This is a genomic window from Streptomyces sp. NPDC032472, assembly GCF_040636955.1.
Lineage (GTDB): Bacteria > Actinomycetota > Actinomycetes > Streptomycetales > Streptomycetaceae > Streptomyces.
Map to the genome: position 1 here is coordinate 14,946 of NZ_JBEZVK010000029.1, position 17,896 is coordinate 32,841.

At 72.8% G+C, this 17,896-nt stretch carries 18 protein-coding genes and 1 pseudogene; 18 read left to right on the forward strand and 1 reads right to left on the reverse strand.

What is annotated here, in order from left to right:
• Positions 1-192 precede the first annotated feature (192 nt).
• Both ffh and ftsH read left to right on the forward strand, forming a co-directional pair.
• On the forward strand, positions 193-1,758 hold the full coding sequence (gene ffh / locus AB0F11_RS20745; protein WP_362175649.1) for a signal recognition particle protein: 1,566 nt from the start codon (positions 193-195) through the stop codon (positions 1,756-1,758).
• A 129-nt stretch (positions 1,759-1,887) separates the two neighbouring features.
• Positions 1,888-3,849 carry an ATP-dependent zinc metalloprotease FtsH gene (gene ftsH / locus AB0F11_RS20750; RefSeq protein WP_362175652.1) on the forward strand — a complete coding sequence of 654 codons (1,962 nt, stop codon included), beginning with the start codon at positions 1,888-1,890 and terminating at the stop codon, positions 3,847-3,849.
• A 40-nt stretch (positions 3,850-3,889) separates the two neighbouring features.
• Here ftsH and AB0F11_RS20755 read toward each other — a convergent pair whose 3' ends face one another.
• Positions 3,890-4,573, reverse strand: a complete 684-nt coding sequence (locus AB0F11_RS20755) for a methyltransferase type 11 (RefSeq protein WP_362175655.1) — start codon at positions 4,571-4,573, stop codon at positions 3,890-3,892.
• Positions 4,574-4,704: 131 nt separating this feature from the next.
• Here AB0F11_RS20755 and proS point away from each other — a divergent pair, with 131 nt between their 5' ends.
• The 16 genes and pseudogenes from proS to dprA all read left to right on the forward strand — a co-directional run bounded on the left by proS (position 4,705) and on the right by dprA (position 17,733).
• A complete protein-coding gene (proS, locus tag AB0F11_RS20760; protein ID WP_362175658.1) occupies positions 4,705-6,117 on the forward strand; it encodes a proline--tRNA ligase in 1,413 nt (470 codons plus the stop codon).
• 215 nt (positions 6,118-6,332) lie between these two features.
• The gene (locus tag AB0F11_RS20765) at positions 6,333-6,932 is read left to right on the forward strand and encodes a hypothetical protein (protein ID WP_362175661.1); all 600 of its coding nucleotides are present in this window, start codon (positions 6,333-6,335) and stop codon (positions 6,930-6,932) included.
• Between the two features lie 186 nt (positions 6,933-7,118).
• On the forward strand, positions 7,119-7,559 hold the full coding sequence (rpsP, locus tag AB0F11_RS20770; protein WP_362175663.1) for a 30S ribosomal protein S16: 441 nt from the start codon (positions 7,119-7,121) through the stop codon (positions 7,557-7,559).
• 2 nt (positions 7,560-7,561) lie between these two features.
• Positions 7,562-7,801: an RNA-binding protein gene (locus AB0F11_RS20775; protein WP_007266827.1), complete on the forward strand. Its 240-nt coding sequence runs from the start codon at positions 7,562-7,564 to the stop codon at positions 7,799-7,801.
• A 79-nt stretch (positions 7,802-7,880) separates the two neighbouring features.
• Positions 7,881-8,432 carry a ribosome maturation factor RimM gene (rimM, locus tag AB0F11_RS20780; RefSeq protein ID WP_362175666.1) on the forward strand — a complete coding sequence of 184 codons (552 nt, stop codon included), beginning with the start codon at positions 7,881-7,883 and terminating at the stop codon, positions 8,430-8,432.
• Entirely contained in the window at positions 8,432-9,253 is an 822-nt protein-coding gene (gene trmD, locus AB0F11_RS20785) for a tRNA (guanosine(37)-N1)-methyltransferase TrmD (RefSeq protein ID WP_362175669.1), read from the forward strand. The genes rimM and trmD overlap by 1 nt, the downstream gene beginning before the upstream one ends.
• A 133-nt stretch (positions 9,254-9,386) precedes the next feature.
• Entirely contained in the window at positions 9,387-9,737 is a 351-nt protein-coding gene (rplS, locus tag AB0F11_RS20790; RefSeq protein ID WP_361905632.1) for a 50S ribosomal protein L19, read from the forward strand.
• 44 nt (positions 9,738-9,781) lie between these two features.
• Positions 9,782-10,543, forward strand: coding sequence for a signal peptidase I (gene lepB, locus AB0F11_RS20795; RefSeq protein ID WP_362175671.1), 762 nt, complete (start codon positions 9,782-9,784; stop codon positions 10,541-10,543).
• A 202-nt stretch (positions 10,544-10,745) separates the two neighbouring features.
• Positions 10,746-11,655, forward strand: a pseudogene (gene lepB / locus AB0F11_RS20800) (signal peptidase I); the annotation flags it as partial.
• Entirely contained in the window at positions 11,609-12,505 is an 897-nt protein-coding gene (gene lepB / locus AB0F11_RS20805) for a signal peptidase I (protein WP_362175674.1), read from the forward strand. The pseudogene lepB (AB0F11_RS20800) and the gene lepB (AB0F11_RS20805), both read left to right, overlap by 47 nt.
• A 42-nt stretch (positions 12,506-12,547) precedes the next feature.
• Positions 12,548-13,360 carry a signal peptidase I gene (gene lepB / locus AB0F11_RS20810; RefSeq protein ID WP_362175677.1) on the forward strand — a complete coding sequence of 271 codons (813 nt, stop codon included), beginning with the start codon at positions 12,548-12,550 and terminating at the stop codon, positions 13,358-13,360.
• Positions 13,350-13,856 carry an NUDIX hydrolase gene (locus tag AB0F11_RS20815; RefSeq protein ID WP_362175680.1) on the forward strand — a complete coding sequence of 169 codons (507 nt, stop codon included), beginning with the start codon at positions 13,350-13,352 and terminating at the stop codon, positions 13,854-13,856. The genes lepB (AB0F11_RS20810) and AB0F11_RS20815 overlap by 11 nt, the downstream gene beginning before the upstream one ends.
• Positions 13,857-13,911: 55 nt before the next feature.
• Complete coding sequence (locus AB0F11_RS20820) at positions 13,912-14,220, forward strand: DUF2469 domain-containing protein (RefSeq protein ID WP_014675276.1); 309 nt, start codon at positions 13,912-13,914, stop codon at positions 14,218-14,220.
• Between the two features lie 185 nt (positions 14,221-14,405).
• Positions 14,406-14,777: a YraN family protein gene (locus tag AB0F11_RS20825; RefSeq protein ID WP_362175682.1), complete on the forward strand. Its 372-nt coding sequence runs from the start codon at positions 14,406-14,408 to the stop codon at positions 14,775-14,777.
• Positions 14,777-16,411, forward strand: coding sequence for an ATP-binding protein (locus AB0F11_RS20830; RefSeq protein ID WP_362175684.1), 1,635 nt, complete (start codon positions 14,777-14,779; stop codon positions 16,409-16,411). Before AB0F11_RS20825 ends, AB0F11_RS20830 begins: the two co-directional genes overlap by 1 nt.
• A 122-nt stretch (positions 16,412-16,533) precedes the next feature.
• A complete protein-coding gene (dprA, locus tag AB0F11_RS20835) occupies positions 16,534-17,733 on the forward strand; it encodes a DNA-processing protein DprA (RefSeq protein ID WP_362175686.1) in 1,200 nt (399 codons plus the stop codon).
• Positions 17,734-17,896 lie beyond the last annotated feature (163 nt).

Genomic DNA, 17,896 nt, shown 5'->3' on the forward strand with positions numbered 1-17,896 from the left:
CGCTCTTTGAGCCGCGCCGGCGATTGAGGCGGGCGGGGCCGGGGCCGCAGGCCACGCCCGCGGCGGAGCCGCTGATCGGTACTGCGGGAAGGGGCGGGGAAGGGAAAGCCGCCCGCAGGGCCGGGGAGTCGGCCGGGACCGATACCCTGGGGTACGACCACCCCGCCCCCGACCCGAGGAATCGCGACCACCGTGTTCGATACGCTTTCCGACCGCCTCAGCGCGACTTTCAAGAGCCTTCGCGGCAAGGGCCGCCTGAGCGAGGCCGACATCGACGCGGCGGCCCGGGAAATCCGTATCGCCCTCCTCGAGGCCGACGTCGCCCTCCCGGTCGTCCGCTCCTTCATCGCGAACGTCAAGGAACGCGCCCGCGGCGCAGAGGTCTCCAAGGCCCTCAACCCGGCCCAGCAGGTCCTGAAGATCGTCAACGAGGAGCTCGTCGGCATCCTCGGCGGCGAGACCCGCCGCCTCCGCTTCGCCAAGACCGCCCCGACCGTGATCATGCTCGCGGGCCTCCAGGGCGCGGGCAAGACCACCCTCGCCGGAAAGCTCGGCTTCTGGCTCAAGGGCCAGGGCCACACCCCGCTGCTGGTCGCCTGCGACCTCCAGCGCCCCAACGCCGTCAACCAGCTGAGCATCGTCGCCGAGCGCGCCGGCGTCGGCTTCTACGGCCCGCAGCCGGGCAACGGCGTCGGCGACCCGGTCCAGGTGGCCAAGGACTCCGTCGAGTACGCGCGCACCAAGCAGCACGACATCGTCATCGTCGACACCGCCGGCCGCCTCGGCATCGACCAGGAGCTGATGCAGCAGGCCGCGGACATCCGCGACGCCGTCAGCCCCGACGAGATCCTCTTCGTCGTCGACGCCATGATCGGTCAGGACGCGGTCAACACCGCCGAGGCCTTCCGCGACGGCGTCGGCTTCGACGGCGTGGTGCTGTCCAAGCTCGACGGCGACGCCCGCGGCGGTGCCGCGCTCTCCATCGCGCACGTCACCGGCAAGCAGATCATGTTCGCCTCGAACGGCGAGAAGCTCGACGACTTCGACGCGTTCCACCCCGACCGCATGGCGGGCCGGATCCTCGACATGGGTGACATGCTCACCCTGATCGAGCAGGCCGAGAAGACCTTCAGCCAGGCCGAGGCCGAGAAGATGGCGGCCAAGCTGGCGAAGGGGCCGAAGGAGTTCACCCTCGACGACTTCCTGTCCCAGATGGAGCAGGTCCGCAAGATGGGCTCCATCAGCAAGCTGCTCGGCATGCTGCCGGGCATGGGCCAGATCAAGGACCAGATCAACAACATCGACGAGCGCGACGTGGACCGCACCGCCGCGATCATCAAGTCGATGACCCCGGCCGAGCGCCAGGACCCGACGATCATCAACGGCTCGCGCCGCGCCCGTATCGCCAAGGGCTCCGGGGTCGAGGTCAGCGCGGTGAAGAGCCTGGTCGAGCGGTTCTTCGACGCCCGCAAGATGATGTCCCGCATGGCCCAGGGCGGCGGCATGCCGGGCATGCCGGGCATCCCGGGGATGGGCGGCGGCCCCGGCCGGCAGAAGAAGCAGGTCAAGCAGGCCAAGGGCAAGCGCAAGAGCGGCAACCCGATGAAGCGCAAGGCGGAGGAGGCGGCCGCAGCCGCCCGCCGTGAGCAGGGCCCGCAGGACGCCCTGCCCGCCGGCAACCCGTTCGGCCTGCCGGCCGGCGGCCCGGACGGCCAGGACTTCGACCTGCCGGACGAGTTCAAGAAGTTCATGAAGTAGTTCGCGCGGTAGTCCGCGCAGGAGCTCGTGGAGTGCGTGCGGGGCCCCGGTCGCTGGGTGCGGCCGGGGCCCCGTGCGTACGGGCCCCGGTGTCGGCCCGTGCGGAAGCCGCCGTCCGGAATATCCCTTATGGTCGGCCGGGGGGACGGCAGTAAGGAGGCCACGGTGCCCAGCCCCACGCCCGCACCGCCCCGCGACCGGGCCGACACCCCCTGGCGCTCCGAGGGGGCGCCGCCCACCCCTCCGCCGCGGCGGAGGATGCCGGGCGGCTGGCGCGGACTGATCCTCGCCGCCCTGATCGTCTTCCTGCTGACCAACCTGGTCCTGTCGTTCTTCAACGAGGGCGACGAGCCGACGATCTCGTACACCGAGTTCAGCAAGCAGGTCGGCGCCGGCAACGTCTCGAAGATCTACTCCAAGGGCGACCGGATCCAGGGCGAGCTGAAGGCCGAGCAGGCGCTGCCCGACGGCGGAAAGGGCGACTACACCAAGTTCGTCACCCAGCGCCCCGCCTTCGCCGAGGACAACCTGTGGGCCGAGCTCACCAAGCAGCACGTGACCGTGACCGCCTCCCCGGTCGTCGTGCAGCGCAGCTTCCTGGCCAACCTCCTGCTCTCCCTCGCCCCGATGCTGCTGCTGGTCCTGCTGTGGGTGTTCATCGCCCACCGGATGGGCTCGGCGCTGGGCGGCGGGCTCGGCGGCCTCGGCCGCAAGGCGCCGCCCAGGCCCGTGGAGCTGGAGGCGGGTGCCAAGCGCAGCACCTTCGAGGACGTGGCGGGCATCGACGAGGTGGAGGCGGAGCTCAGCGATGTCGTCGACTTCCTGAAGAACCCGCAGCAGTACCGGCGGATGGGCGCCCGGATGCCCGGCGGCGTGCTGCTGTCCGGCCTGCCCGGCACCGGCAAGACCCTGCTGGCGCGGGCGGTCGCGGGCGAGGCGGGCGTGCCGTTCTTCTCGGCCTCGGCCTCCGAGTTCATCGAGATGATCGTCGGCGTCGGCGCCTCCCGGGTCCGCGAGCTGTTCGCCGAGGCGCGCAAGGTCGCCCCCGCGATCATCTTCATCGACGAGATCGACACCATCGGGCGGGCCCGCGGAGCCGGCGGCGGCCTCGGCGGCCACGACGAGCGCGAACAGACCCTGAACCAGATCCTGACCGAGATGGACGGCTTCTCCGGCTCCGAGGGCGTCGTCGTGATCGCCGCGACCAACCGCGCGGACGTCCTGGACCCGGCGCTGACCCGCCCCGGCCGCTTCGACCGCACGGTGACGGTCTCCCCGCCCGACAAGGGCGGCCGCGAGGCCATCTTGAAGATCCACACCCGCGAGATCCCCCTCGCCCCCGATGTGGACCTGGCGCACGTGGCCGCGACGACCCCCGGCATGACCGGCGCCGAACTCGCCAACCTGGCGAACGAGGCCGCCCTGCTCGCGGTCAAGCGCAAGCGGGACTCGGTCACCCGGGCCGATCTCTCCGAGGCCCTGGAGAAGGTCCAGCTCGGCGCGGAACGGCCGCTGGTCATGCCGCAGGAGGAGCGCCGCCGCACCGCGTACCACGAGAGCGGGCACGCCCTGCTGGGCATGCTCCAGCCGGGCGCCGACCCGGTCCGCAAGGTCACCATCGTGCCGCGCGGCCGGGCGCTGGGCGTCACCCTGTCCACCCCCGAGGCGGACCGCTACGCGTACACGGAGCAGTACCTGCGCGGCCGGATCATCGGGGCTCTCGGCGGCATGGCGGCCGAGCACACCGTGTACGACGTGGTCACCACGGGCTCCGAGAACGACCTGGAACAGGTCACCAACATCGTCCGCGGCATGGTCGGCCGCTGGGGCATGAGCGACCGGATCGGCCGGCTCACCGCGATCCCGTCGGACGCGCAGAGCCCGTACGGCCTCGTGGCGGCCCCCGCCACCCTCGACGCGGTGGACGTCGAGATGCGGCGGATCGTGGACGAGTGCTACGCGGAGGCGTGCCGGCTGCTGCGCGAACACCGGCCGAAACTCGACGCCCTCGCCGAGGCGCTGCTGGAGCACGAGACCCTCGACGAGGCCGCCGCCTACGCCGCGGCCGACATCCCCCGCATGGCCAAGTGACCGCGGCTCCCGGGCGGCGCACCGGCCGGCCGCCCGCCGGTCAGGGCACGCGGGCGATCACGTAGCGGAAGATGTTCGGCAGCCAGACGGAACCGTCGCTTCGCTCGTACGGGTGAAGCGCCTCGGCCAGCTCCTTCTCGAGCTGCGCCGGGTCCCCCGCGGCGTCGTACATCCCCGTCGAGACCAGCCCGCGTACCGCGCTGTCCGCGTCCGCGTACCCGAACGGGCAGAACACCCGCCCGGAGCCGTCGGGCAGCAGCCCGGCCCCCGCGACCAGGGCGTCCAGGTCGTGCGGTGCGGGCCCGCCGCCGAGCACCGCCGGCACCGTGCACCGCTCCGGCGGCCCCCAGTCGGCCAGGACCACCGCCCCGCCCCGCCGGACGGCCGGCAGGGCCGCGTCCAGGGCCGCCGCGGACGGCGCGAAGCCCAGCAGCACGTCGTAGGGCCGGGAGCGGGAGCCGCCCGGCGGGGCCGCCGCCACCTCCAGCAGCCGCTCGCGCGCCAGCGCCCGCCGCGCCGGCTCCGCCTCCACCCCGGTGGCGGCGGCGCCCCGCCCGGCGGCCAGCAGCAGGGCCAGCCCGGCGCCGCAGTCCAGGCCGAGCAGCCGGTCGCCCGGACCGACCTCCAGCCGGTCGAAAACCGCCTCGTACAGCGGTACCAGCATCCGTTCCTGGATCTCGGCCCAGTCCCGGGCGACGAGCGTGGCCGTCGGCGTCGGTGTCATCGAAAGAGCGCTCCTGATTCCTTGTCGCCCCCTTGCCCCCGTTGCCAGAGAACTCCCCATTCGCCCCGGCGTCCAGAGGACTGCGCCACCCGATTCACGCATCGAGCGCCCGGCGCCGTACCATTCGCGCCATGGCAAAGGCTCCCGTTCTCACCCCCCAGGCGGAGGATTTCCCCCGCTGGTACCAGGATCTGATCAACAAGGCCGAGCTGGCCGACAACGGCCCGGTGCGCGGCACCATGGTCATCCGGCCGTACGGCTACGGGCTGTGGGAGCGGATGCAGCAGGAGATGGACGCGCGCATCAAGGAAGCGGGCGCCCAGAACGCCTACTTCCCGATGTTCATCCCGCAGGCCTACCTCACCAAGGAGGCCGAGCACGTCGAGGGCTTCGCCCCCGAGCTCGCGGTCGTCACCCACGGCGGCGGCAAGCAGCTCGAGGAGCCGGTCGTGGTCCGCCCGACCTCCGAGACGATCATCAACGACTACTTCTCCAAGTGGGTCCAGAGCTACCGCGACCTGCCCCTGCTGATCAACCAGTGGGCGAACGTGGTGCGCTGGGAGATGCGTCCGCGCGTGTTCCTCCGGACGAGCGAGTTCCTGTGGCAGGAGGGGCACACCGCCCACGCGACGTACGAGGACGCCCGCGACTACGCCGCCCGGATCCACCGCGACGTGTACGGCGACTTCATGGTCAACGTGCTCGGCATCGACGTCGTGCTCGGCCGCAAGACGCCCAAGGAGCGCTTCGCCGGCGCCATCAACACCCTCACGCTCGAGGGCATGATGGGCGACGGCAAGGCCCTGCAGATGGGCACGAGCCACGAGCTCGGCCAGAACTTCGCCAAGGCGTTCAACACCCAGTACCTGTCCAAGGACAGCAAGCAGGAGTTCGTCTGGCAGACCTCCTGGGGCGTCTCGACCCGCATGGTCGGCGGTCTGATCATGTCCCACGGCGACGACAACGGCCTGCGCGTGCCGCCGCGGCTGGCCCACATCCAGGTCGTCGTCATGGCGATCAAGGGCGACGAGGCCGTGGCCAAGGTCCGCGAGCTGGGCGACCGCCTGAAGGCCGCCGGCATCCGGGTCCACGTGGACGACCGGGTCGACATCCCCTTCGGCCGCCGCGCCGTGGACTGGGAGCTCAAGGGCGTACCGGTCCGCATCGAGATCGGCCCCCGCGACCTGGAGGCCGGCACCGCGATGCTCGCCCGCCGGATCCCGGGCGGAAAGGAGCCGGTGCAGATCGAGGCGCTCGCCGACCTGCTGCCCAAGGTGCTGGACGAGGACCAGGCGCAGCTGCTGCGCGAGTCCCGCGAGCGCCGCGAGGCCCGTACCAGCGACGTCTCCACCCTGGAGGAGGCGGCCGAGGCCGCCATCGCCGGCGGCTGGGCCCGGATCCCGTGGGCCGACCTCGGCCCCGAGGGCGAGGCCAAGCTGGGCGAGCAGGCCGTCACCGTGCGCTGCCTGATCGCCGAGGACGGGTCGGTGCCGGAGTCCGACGACGCCCCCGGTACCCTCGCCATCGTCGCGCGCTCGTACTGACCGCCACCACCGCACTGCTCCGCATCAGCCCCGGCGCGCGGCCCGAGCCGCGCGCCGGGGCTGAGGTGTACCGGTCGTCGTTACGTACCGACTCCTCCTGGGATCGGCGCATGGGTCCTCGTCGGGTCGCATCAGGCTGAACTGACGGGTACGTGCAAAAAATTTGGAATGGCCCGGAATCGGAACACCGGGGCACCTCGGCTCGTTGTCACGACGTGAGCACGACACCACCTGTTCTCGCCGCAGAGCTGGCGCAGGCGTGGGCCGACATTCAGCGGTACCACCCCGAGCTGCCCGATCTTGCCGCGCCCGAGTCCCTGATCGGAGAGTCCTCGTCCGCCTGTGGCGCCGAGCTCTCCTTCGAGCGACTGCTGCACGAGGCAGTCCACGGCATCGCCGCCGCCCGCGGAGTGCGCGACACCTCCCGGGCCGGCCGCTACCACAACCGCAGATTCCTCGCGATCGCCGAGGAGATGGGGCTGGACCACTCGGACGAGCCGCATGCCAGCAGCGGCTTCTCCCTGGTCACGCTCAACGCGGAGGCGAAGAAGCGCTACCGGCCCACCATGGAGCGGCTCCAGCGCGCCCTGAAGGCGCACACGGCGGCCACCATGGCGGACACCAAGCGCAGCTTCCGCGGGCCGGCGGCGCGCCACGGCTCCTCGGGCGGCGGTGTCCGCGTCAAGGCGGTCTGCGACTGCGGGCGCAACGTGCGGGTCGTGCCGTCCGTGCTGGCGCAGGCACCGATCGTCTGCGGCGGCTGCATGAAGCCCTTCCGCATCCCCGAGGCCGCGATGGCCGCGGCAGCCTCCTGAACTGGGGGAGTTGCAGGCCCCCGCACGGAGGTGCGCCGGGCATGTGGCACAATGGCAAGCTGTACTCGACAGTCGCACAGGACCCCTCTCTCCTCCGGCTGACGCGTCCATCGGGCACCCGAGTACCGCAACCCCACGTGGCATCTCAAGTGCCCTACCACGTCAAGTTCAGGAGACACCACTCCAGTGGCAGTCAAGATCAAGCTCAAGCGCCTCGGTAAGATCCGCTCTCCGCACTACCGCATCGTCGTCGCCGACGCCCGCACCCGCCGGGACGGCCGCGCGATCGAGGAGATCGGCATCTACCAGCCGACGTACAACCCCTCGCGCATCGAGGTCAACGCCGAGCGTGCGCAGTACTGGCTCTCGGTCGGCGCCCAGCCCACCGACGCCGTTCTCGCCATCCTGAAGCTCACCGGCGACTGGCAGAAGCACAAGGGCCTGCCGGCCCCGGCGCCGCTGCTGCAGCCGGCCACGAAGGAAGACAAGCGTCGTTCCTTCGAGGAGTTCGCCAAGGCCCTCGAGGGCGTCGGCGAGGGCAAGGGCGAGGCCATCACGCAGAAGGCGAAGAAGGCCGACAAGAAGGCGGACGAGGCTGAGGCCGCCGCCGAGTCGACCGAGGCCTGATCATGCTCGAGGAGGCTCTTGAGCACCTCGTAAAGGGCATTGTGGACAACCCCGACGACGTGCAGGTCGCCTCGCGCAACCTGCGCCGCGGGCAGGTGCTCGAGGTCCGGGTCCACCCGGACGACCTCGGGAAGGTAATCGGCCGCAACGGCCGCACCGCACGTGCCCTGCGCACCGTCGTGGGAGCCATCGGCGGCCGTGGCATCCGCGTCGACCTCGTCGACGTGGACCAGGTCCGCTGAGCAGTTGAATCACCGGCACGGGCCGGGGAGGGCATACGTGCCCGCCCCGGCCCGTCGTCGTCTGAACAGGAGAGAAGCAGTGCAGCTGGTAGTCGCGCGGGTCGGCCGCGCCCACGGGATCAAGGGTGAGGTCACCGTCGAGGTGCGCACGGACGAGCCGGAGCTGCGGCTCGCGCCCGGCGCCGTCCTGCAGACCGAACCGGCCACGGCAGGCCCCCTGACCATCGAGACGGGCCGGGTGCACAGCGGCCGCCTCCTGCTCCGGTTCGAGGGCGTCAAGGACCGCAATGCCGCCGAGGCGCTGCGCAACACCCTCCTGATCGCCGAGGTCGACCCCTCCGAGCTGCCGGAGGAGGAGGACGAGTTCTACGACCACCAGCTCATCGACCTGGACGTGGTGCTGGAGGACGGCACGGAGATCGGCCGGATCACCGAGATCTCCCACCTGCCCTCGCAGGACCTGTTCATCGTCGAGCGGCCGGACGGCTCCGAGGTGATGATCCCCTTCGTCGAGGAGATCGTCGCCGAGATCGACCTGGACGAGCAGCGCTGCGTCATCACCCCGCCGCCCGGGCTGATCGACGACCGCGCCGAGATCGTCTCCTCGCGCGACAACGGGGACCAGGCCTGATGCGGCTCGACGTCGTCACGATCTTCCCCGAGTACCTGGAGCCGCTGAACGTCTCCCTCGTCGGCAAGGCGCGGGCCCGCGGGCAGCTCGACGTGCACGTCCACGACCTGCGCAACTGGACCTACGACCGGCACAACACGGTCGACGACACCCCGTACGGCGGCGGCCCCGGCATGGTCATGAAGACCGAGCCGTGGGGCGAGGCCCTCGACGAGGCGCTGGCCGACGGGTACGAGTCCGGCGCGCACGGCCCGGTCATGGTCGTCCCCACGCCCAGCGGCCGCCCCTTCACCCAGGAGCTGGCCGTGGAGCTCTCCGAGCGGCCCTGGCTGATCTTCACGCCGGCCCGCTACGAGGGCATCGACCGCCGTGTGATGGACGAGTACGCCACGCGGATGCCGGTGTACGAGGTCTCCATCGGCGACTACGTGCTCGCGGGCGGCGAGGCCGCCGTCCTGGTGGTCACCGAGGCGGTGGCCCGGCTGCTGCCCGGCGTGCTCGGCAACGCCGAGTCCCACCGCGACGACTCCTTCGCGCCCGGCGAGATGGAGAACCTGCTCGAAGGGCCCGTCTACACCAAGCCCCCGACCTGGCGCGGCCGCGGCATCCCCGAGGTGCTGCTCAGCGGCCACCACGGGAAGATCGCCCGCTGGCGCCGGGACGAGGCCTTCCGCCGCACCGCGCAGAACCGGCCGGACCTGATCGAGCGCTGCGAGGCGTCCGCCTTCGACAAGAAGGACCGCGAGCTGCTGGGCATCCTCGGCTGGCAGCCGACCGCCGACGGCCGATTTTGGCGCAGGCCCCGAGCCGTGGAAGAATGAGCGGCTGCTGTGTGCTCGCGTACGCCCCTGCCACAGGGGGACCGTCGTCCGCCGAGCGACCCGGCTGAAGAATTCTCTACGAAAACCCGCATCGGCGACCTGTGGCGTCGTGCGAAGAAAGCAGACGAAGAACATGTCTCACCTGCTCGACAGCGTCAACGCCGCCACGCTGCGCTCCGACGTCCCGGACTTCCGCCCGGGTGACACGATCAACGTGCACGTCCGCGTCATCGAGGGCAACCGCTCCCGTATCCAGCAGTTCAAGGGCGTCGTCATCCGCCGCCAGGGCTCCGGCGTCTCCGAGACCTTCACCGTTCGCAAGGTCTCCTTCAGCGTCGGCGTCGAGCGCACCTTCCCGGTGAACTCCCCGATCTTCGAGAAGATCGAGCTCGTCACCCGCGGTGACGTCCGTCGCGCCAAGCTGTACTACCTCCGTGAGCTCCGCGGCAAGGCCGCGAAGATCAAGGAGAAGCGCGACCGCTGATCTCCTCTCCGGATCCTGGGGACGGCCGGATAGGCTCGCCCCCGATGGACACCGAAGCAGAGCTCACACAGCGCGGCCACTCCTCCCCCGACACGGGGGAGGGGCGGCCGCGTTCTGCGTTGGGGCGCGGGCGCGAGGGCCGTCCCGGGCGCGCGCTCCCGGGTGGGCGGCGGCTTTCGGGATGGCGGCGGGCCGGGGCGCTCGGCGCGCTGTGCACGGTCTTCCTGCTGCTGCTCAGCCATTTCGTCGTCCAGCCCTTCCTGATCCCGAGCCGCTCGATGGAGCCGACGCTGCAGGTCGGGGACCGGGTGCTGGTCAACAAGCTGGCGTACCGCTTCGGCGCGCAGCCGAAACGGGGGGACGTGGTCGTCTTCGACGGCACCGGCTCCTTCGTACGGGAGAGGGCCGACGCCGGTCCGCTCGCCGGGCTGCTGCGCGGCGCCGGCTCCGCGCTCGGGATCGGCGAGCCGTCCGAGACCGACTTCGTCAAAAGGGTCGTGGGCGTGGGCGGCGACGACGTGGTCTGCTGTGACGCCGACGGGCGGATCAAAGTCAACGGAGTGCCCGTGGCGGAGCCGTACGTGTACCCCGGCGACACGCCCTCGCGCGTGCCGTTCCGGATCGTCGTGCCGCTCGGCACGCTGTGGGTCATGGGAGACCACCGGTCCCAGTCCCGCGACTCCCGGGACCACCTGGGCGAGCCCGGCGGAGGGATGGTGCCCGTGGAGAAGGTGATCGGCCGGGCCGACTGGATCGGCTGGCCCCCCGCCCGCTGGGGCGCCGCGGATGCGGGCGGCCATGGGTAGCCGGGGGCGGCCGCGACGCGAGCGCGGTCCCGGGCCGGAGCCGGAGCGCGAGCCCGAGCGGCAGGGACCGGCGGAGCCGCAGGGACGCGCGGAGTCGCGGGGACGTGCGGAGTCGCGGGGACGTGCGGAGTCGCGGGGTTCCGCCGGACCCCGTCGTGCCGCCGCGCCGCCCGAGCCGGGGGGCCGGGCCGAGCGGCGCCGGCTGGCCCGCAAGGTCCGCAGGCGCCGGCGCACCCGCCGGGCCGGTGAGGTGCCGCTGCTGGTCGTCGCGGCCCTGTGCATCGCCCTGCTCCTGAAGACCTTCCTGGTGCAGGCGTTCTTCATCCCGTCGGGCTCCATGGAGCAGACCATCCGGATCGGTGACCGGGTGCTGGTCGACAAGCTGACCCCGTGGTTCGGCTCGAAGATCGAGCGCGGGGACGTCGTCGTCTTCAAGGACCCCGGTGGCTGGCTCCGGGGTGAGGCCGCCCGCCCGCCGCAGGACCCCGTCGGCGTCAAGCAGATCAAGCAGACGCTGACCTTCATCGGGCTGCTGCCCTCGGCCGACGAGCAGGACCTGATCAAGCGGGTCATCGGGGTCGGCGGCGACACCGTCGCGTGCTGCGACGCCAAGGGCCGCGTCACCGTCAACGGCGCGCCGCTCGAGGAGCCGTACGTCAATCCCGGCAATTCCCCCTCCGACATCCGGTTCGAGGTGCACGTACCGCCCGGACGGCTGTTCGTCATGGGCGACCACCGCGCGAATTCGGCCGATTCCCGGTTCCACCTCGACGAGGCCTTCCAGGGCACGATCGACGAGGAGGGCGTCGTGGGGCGGGCCGTGGTCATCGCCTGGCCGTTCGACCACTGGCGCGAGCTGGAGCAGCCCGCGACCTTCCGCACGGTGCCCGATCAGCAACGCAGCCGACGGCGCGGCCGCCGCGGGGGCCGCCGGGGCGCGCCCGTCGCATAGTGTGTCCTCGGTCTCCCGAGCCCTAGGGAACTCCCGCTCGTTAAGGGAGGGGAGGACCCGTGTCCGGTTCGGCGCGGGGCGGCAATTCCGAGTGAGGAGTGGATGTGGGGGACGTGGCGGTAGGCGCGCGGTCCGGACGCGACGAAGGCGAGGAGCGGCCGGAGGGTGCCGAGCGCGATGCCGAGCGCGATGCCCGCGAGAGCGACGACGGCGCGGAGGACGGCGCCGAGGCGCGCCCGCACCGGTCGTTCTGGAAGGAGCTCCCGCTCCTGGTCGGTATCGCCCTGCTGCTCGCCCTGCTGATCAAGACCTTCCTGGTGCAGGCGTTCTCGATCCCGTCCGACTCGATGCAGAACACCCTGCAGCGCGGCGACCGGGTGCTTGTGGACAAGCTGACCCCCTGGTTCGGCTCGGAGCCCGAGCGGGGCGAGGTCGTGGTCTTCCACGACCCGGCGAGCTGGCTGGCCGGTGAGCCCACCCCGGAGCCCAACTTCGCGCAGCAGATCCTCAGCAAGATCGGCCTGATGCCGTCCGCGGACGAGAAGGACCTGATCAAGCGGACCATCGCCATCGGCGGGGACAGGGTCGAGTGCAAGAAGGGCGGCCCGGTCGTCGTCAACGGCAAGGAGCTCGACGAGCCGTACATCTTCCCGGGCAACACCCCCTGCGACGACGCCCCCTTCGGCCCGATCACCGTGCCCAAGGGCAAGATCTGGGTGATGGGCGACCACCGCCAGAACTCGCAGGACTCCCGCTACCACATGCAGGACTCCACCCAGGGCTTCGTGCCGGTCGACAAGGTGGTCGGCCGGGCCGTGGTGGTGGCCTGGCCGGTCACCCGCTGGGCGACCCTGCCGATCCCGGACACCTTCGACCAGCCCGGCATCGGCGACCAGGCCCCGGCGAAGGCCATCGGGGCCGGACCGGCCGCACTCGGGCTCGCCGGGGCGGTCCCCGTCGTGCTGTGGCGCCGCCGCAGGGGGCTGACCAGCAGGACTACCGACAGGTAGGGTGCCGCCCAGGTCGTCGATCCCGGATGTGGGGGCGCTGCAATGGGCGGAACGCAGGCAAGCGGTGCACAGGCACCGCAGGCAATACGCGGTGGAAAGGACGGCCGCGGCGGTATCGGCAACGTGTTGTCGGGCATCGCCGTGGCCGTCGGCTTCGTGCTCTTCCTGGGCGGCTTCGTGTGGGGAGCGCTGGTCTACCAGCCGTACACCGTGCCGACCGACTCGATGATGCCGACCGTGCAGCCCGGCGACCGGGTGCTCGCCCAGCGGATCGACGGCGGCCAGGTGCGCCGCGGCGACGTGGTCGTCTTTACTGATGCCATGTGGAGCGACTCTCCCATGGTCAAGCGGGTCGTCGGCATCGGCGGCGACACCGTGAAGTGCTGCGGCCAGGGCGGCCGGCTCACCGTGAACGGCAAGGAGCTCGACGAGCCCTACGTCGACCCCGACAAGGGCCGCCCGGATCCCGTCACGGGCATCGCGGCGCCCTCCGACACCCCGTTCGAGGTGACGGTGCCCGAGGGCAACCTCTTCCTGCTGGGCGACCGGCGCGCCGCCTCGCTGGACTCCCGCGCCCACCTGCAGGAGGCCGGGCAGGGGACCGTGGCCCGCTCGGCGGTCCGGGCCCGGGTCGACGCGGTGGCCTGGCCGTCCACGACCATGCTCGCGCGGCCGCAGACGTACGCCGCCCTGCCCGGCGGGACCTCGAAGGCGGGTCCGCTGAAGCTGCAGCTGGCGGCCGTGGGCGTCGGGGCGGCGCTGGTGGTGCTGGGGGCCGCGTACGGGCCGCTCGCGCGGATGCTGGGGCGGGGCCGCGGGCGCGGGCGCGCGGGGGAGCCGGCCGGTGTCCGCTGAGCCGGCCGCCGCTTGCGGCCCGCGCAAGGTGTCCCGGGTGATCCTGCTGGACCCCGACGACCGGATCCTGCTGCTGCACGGCTTCGAACCGGACGATCCGGGTGTCGACTGGTGGTTCACGCCGGGCGGCGGCCTGGAGGACGGCGAGAGCCGCGAGGAGGCCGCGCTGCGGGAGCTCGCCGAGGAGACCGGGATCACCGAGGTCGAGCTCGGGCCGGTCCTGTGGCAGCGGTACTGCTCCTTCCTGTTCGACGGGCGGCGCTGGGAGCAGGACGAGTGGTACTACCTGGCCCGGACGGCGCAGACCCGCACCGAGATGGGCGGGCTGACGGAGCTGGAGCGGCGCAGCGTCACCGGGGCCCGGTGGTGGACCTCCGCGGAGCTCCTCGCGGCCGGGGAAACGGTGTATCCGAAGCGGCTCGCCGTTTTGCTGCGTACGCTGCTCGACGACGGACCTCCGGGCGCGCCGGTGGTCCTGGCGCCGGAAATCGTCTAGGGGTGCCCCGGCCTGGCGCACAATAGGGGGACGCACGGCTGAAGGGGAACATGCCATGAGCGCCGAGGACCTCGAGAAGTACGAGACCGAGATGGAGCTGAAGCTCTATCGGGAGTACCGCGACGTCGTCGGGCTGTTCAAGTACGTGATCGAGACGGAACGCCGCTTCTACCTCACCAACGACTACGAGATGCAGGTGCACTCGGTCCAGGGGGAGGTGTTCTTCGAGGTCACCATGGCCGACGCCTGGGTCTGGGACATGTACCGGCCGGCCCGCTTCGTGAAGCAGGTGCGGGTGCTGACCTTCAAGGACGTCAACATCGAGGAGCTCAACAAGAGCGACCTCGAACTGCCGGGCGGCTGATCCCGCAGGTCACGGCTGTGATGCCGCCCTTGTGTCGGTCGCGGTTCCGCCCCTGGCGGCGGCAGCGGTCCCGGCCCTGGTCTCACCCCTGGGGGTGAACGGGTTGTCCACAACGGCCTGACCGTCCACAAAGATCCACTCGTCGGGTGCGCCTCCGGGATCGTCGGGGGCGGAGGTGGTGCCCGATGAACGCGAAGGACGTGGCACGGCAGGCACTGGGGCGGTACGGCGAGGAGCTCGCGGTACGGCGGCTGACCGAGGCGGGGATGACCGTCATCGCGCGGAACTGGCGGTGCCGCAGCGGGGAGATCGACATCGTCGCGCGGGACGGGGACGCCCTCGTCGTGTGCGAGGTCAAGACGCGCCGGGCGGGGGATTTCGAACATCCCATGGCCGCGGTGCGGGCGGGCAAGGCCGAGCGGCTGCGCCGGCTCGCCGGGCGCTGGCTCGCCGACCACGGCGGGCCGCCGCAGGGCGGCGTGCGGATCGACCTGGTGGGCGTCCTGCTGCCGCGGCGCGGCGCGCCGGTCGTGGAGCACGTGCGGGGGGTGGCGTGATGGGCTTCGCGCGGGCCTGCTCGGTCGCCCTGGTGGGCGTCGAGGGCGTGGTGGTGGAGGTCCAGGCCGATCTCGAACCCGGGGTCGCGGCCTTCACCCTGGTGGGGCTGCCCGACAAGACCCTGGTCGAGAGCCGGGACCGGGTCCGGGCCGCCATCGTGAACTCGGGCGCGGCCTGGCCGCAGAAGAAGCTCACCGTCGGACTCAGCCCGGCGTCCGTGCCCAAATCGGGCGCCGGCTTCGACCTGGCCGTGGCGGCCGCCGTGCTGGGCGCCGCCGAGGTGGTGGATCCGGCGGTCATCGCCGATCTGGTGCTCATCGGGGAACTGGGGCTGGACGGCCGGGTGCGGCCGGTGCCCGGCATCCTGCCGGCCGTCCTCGCCGCGGCCCAGGCAGGCCACCGCCATGTGGTGGTGCCCGAGCCGTGCGCCGCCGAGGCAGCGCTCGTGCCGGACGTGGCGGTGCTCGGCGTCCGGACCCTGCGGCAGCTGATCGCGGTCCTGACCGACGGGGAGGTCCCCGAGGAGGAGCCGCCGGAGCGGGCCGGACCGCCGGGCGCGGGACCGGCCGGCCTGCTGGTCCCGGGCGCGGGGCTGGGCACCGGGATCTCCGCGGGCCGGGTGGGGGCGGGAGCCGAGGCGGACCTCCCCGACCTCGCCGACGTCGCCGGGCAGCATGCCGCCCGCCGGGCCCTGGAGGTGGCCGCGTCCGGGGGCCACCACCTCTTCCTCAGCGGGCCCCCGGGCGCCGGCAAGACCATGCTGGCCGAGCGGATCCCCGGGATCCTGCCGCCGCTCGGCCGGCAGGAATCCCTTGAGGTCACGGCCGTGCACTCGGTCGCGGGCATCCTGCCGCCCGGCGATCCGCTGGTCATGCGGCCCCCGTACTGCGCACCCCACCACTCGGCGACCATGCAGTCCCTGGTCGGCGGCGGGGCGGGGGTGCCCCGGCCGGGCGCGGTCTCGCTGGCCCACCGCGGTGTGCTCTTCCTCGACGAGGCCGCCGAGTTCAGCGCCAAGGCGCTCGACGCCCTGCGCCAGCCCCTCGAATCGGGGCGGGTCGTCATCGCCCGGGCCGCCGGGGTGGTGCAGCTGCCCGCCCGGTTCCTCATGGTGCTCGCGGCGAACCCCTGCCCCTGCGGACGGCACACCGCGCACGGCACCGGCTGCGAATGCCCGCCCGCGGTGGTGCGGCGCTACCAGGCGCGGCTGTCCGGGCCGCTGCTGGACCGGGTCGACCTGCGGGTGGAGGTCGAGCCGGTCAGCCGCTCCGACCTGCTCGGGGGCCGCGGCCGCGGCGAGGCCACCGCGGCGGTCGCCGACCGGGTCCGCGCGGCCCGGGAACGCGCCGCGGCCCGGCTGGAGGGCACCCCGTGGCGGGTCAACGCCGAGGTGCCCGGACACGAGCTGCGCACCCGCTGGCCCGCCGCGCCGGGGGCGCTGGCCCAGGCCGAGCGGGAGCTGGAGCGGGGCCTGCTCACCGCCCGCGGTCTGGACCGGGTGCTGCGGGTCGCCTGGACCGTGGCCGACCTGCGGGGCAACGACCGCCCCGACGCCCTGGACGCGGCCGTCGCCCTGGAACTGCGCACCGGTATCGCCCGCGGGGCCCTCCTGAGCCCGGGAGCCGGGTCATGACCGCGCCGCCGTGGCCGCACCCCGACCCGCCTGCGGACCCGCAGCCGGGATCCGGCCCGCGGGCCCTCCCGCCCCGGGGTTCGGGTGGCGGGCCTGCCGATGAGGGGGCGCCTGATGCGGGGGTGTCCGGGGCGACGGTGGGGGAACCGGAGGGCGGGGACGGCGAGGAGGTGCTGGCGCGGGTGGCGCTGGCCCGGGTGATCGAGCCCGGGGACGAGCACGGCGGGCGGTGGCTGCGCGAGCACGGCGCTCCTGGGCTGATGCGGCTGCTGACCGGCCCGGATCCCGAGCCGGAGGAGCTCAGCGGGGTCGGGTCGCAGCGGCTTGCCGGATGGCGGGCGCGGGCGGCGCTCGCCGACCCGGGGCGGGAGCTGTCCGAAGCCGCCGCGGCGGGCTGCCGGTTCATCTGCCCCGGCTCGCCCCAGTGGCCCACCCAGCTCGACGACCTCGGCGACGCCCGGCCCGTCGGCCTGTGGGTGCGGGGCCGGCCCGACCTGCGGACCTGGGCGCTGCGCTCGGTCGCCCTGGTCGGCGCCCGCGCCTGCACCCCGTACGGCGCACACATGGCCCACACCCTGGCCGCGGGGCTCGCCGAGCGCGGCTGGGTCGTGGTGTCGGGAGCGGCGTACGGGGTGGACGCGGCCGCGCACCGCGGGGCCCTCGGCTCCGGCGGTGCCACGGCCGCGGTGCTGGCCTGCGGGGTGGACGTCGCCTATCCCCGCGGGCACGCCGGGCTGCTCGGCGCCATCGCCGGGCAGGGGCTGGTGCTGGGCGAGCTGCCGGTGGGCAGCCATCCCACCCCCAGCCGCTTCGTCCTGCGCAACCGTGTCATCGCCGCCCTGACCCGCGGGACCGTCGTGGTCGAGGCCGCCTACCGCAGCGGCTCCCTGGTCACGGCGCGGTGGGCCCGGCAGCTGGGCCGCTTCACCATGGGCGTGCCCGGGCCCGCCACCAGCGCACTGTCCGCCGGGGTGCACGAGCTGCTGCGGGGCGAGGCCGTGCTCGTCACGGACGCCGCGGAGGTGGTCGAGCTGGTCGGCGGCATGGGTGAACTGGCCCCCGCGCGGCGCGGGCCGGTCCTCGCCCGGGACCTGCTGCACCCGGACACCGCCCGGGTGCTCGAAGCCCTCCCGGCGGGCCGCCCCGTACAGCCGGCGGAGGTGGCCCTCGCCGCGGGGACCGGCACCGATGAAGTCATCGGCAGACTGTACGAACTTCACTCTCTGGGGTTCGTCGAACGGCTGGGCGACGGCTGGCGGTTGACCCCGCTCACACGTGAAGGAGGCACTCAAACCGGTGGCGCCCGGCGAGGCGGTCGTTGACCTGGGGCGTTCCGGTGAAAGAGTGAAGGCGATGAATGACGCGGTCTTCCCGCCGGCAGCGGCCGGGACCGAGCGCCAGGCGCCGGTCCCGGGTCGCCCGCGCGAGTCGGGGCGCCGCTGGGGCCTCATACGATCCCGTACTCTTCGCGCACCGCGACACTCT

Excerpts from the sequence above, each read along its gene's own strand:
- ftsH (WP_362175652.1), top strand. The coding sequence starts at position 1,888 with ATGGTCGGCCGGGGGGACGGCAGTAAGGAGGCCACGGTGCCCAGCCCC.
- AB0F11_RS20755 (WP_362175655.1), bottom strand. The coding sequence starts at position 4,573 with ATGACACCGACGCCGACGGCCACGCTCGTCGCCCGGGACTGGGCCGAG.
- proS (WP_362175658.1), top strand. The coding sequence starts at position 4,705 with ATGGCAAAGGCTCCCGTTCTCACCCCCCAGGCGGAGGATTTCCCCCGC.
- AB0F11_RS20775 (WP_007266827.1), top strand. The coding sequence starts at position 7,562 with ATGCTCGAGGAGGCTCTTGAGCACCTCGTAAAGGGCATTGTGGACAAC.
- trmD (WP_362175669.1), top strand. The coding sequence starts at position 8,432 with ATGCGGCTCGACGTCGTCACGATCTTCCCCGAGTACCTGGAGCCGCTG.
- rplS (WP_361905632.1), top strand. The coding sequence starts at position 9,387 with ATGTCTCACCTGCTCGACAGCGTCAACGCCGCCACGCTGCGCTCCGAC.
- lepB (WP_362175671.1), top strand. The coding sequence starts at position 9,782 with ATGGACACCGAAGCAGAGCTCACACAGCGCGGCCACTCCTCCCCCGAC.
- lepB (WP_362175677.1), top strand. The coding sequence starts at position 12,548 with ATGGGCGGAACGCAGGCAAGCGGTGCACAGGCACCGCAGGCAATACGC.
- AB0F11_RS20820 (WP_014675276.1), top strand. The coding sequence starts at position 13,912 with ATGAGCGCCGAGGACCTCGAGAAGTACGAGACCGAGATGGAGCTGAAG.
- AB0F11_RS20825 (WP_362175682.1), top strand. The coding sequence starts at position 14,406 with ATGAACGCGAAGGACGTGGCACGGCAGGCACTGGGGCGGTACGGCGAG.
- AB0F11_RS20830 (WP_362175684.1), top strand. The coding sequence starts at position 14,777 with ATGGGCTTCGCGCGGGCCTGCTCGGTCGCCCTGGTGGGCGTCGAGGGC.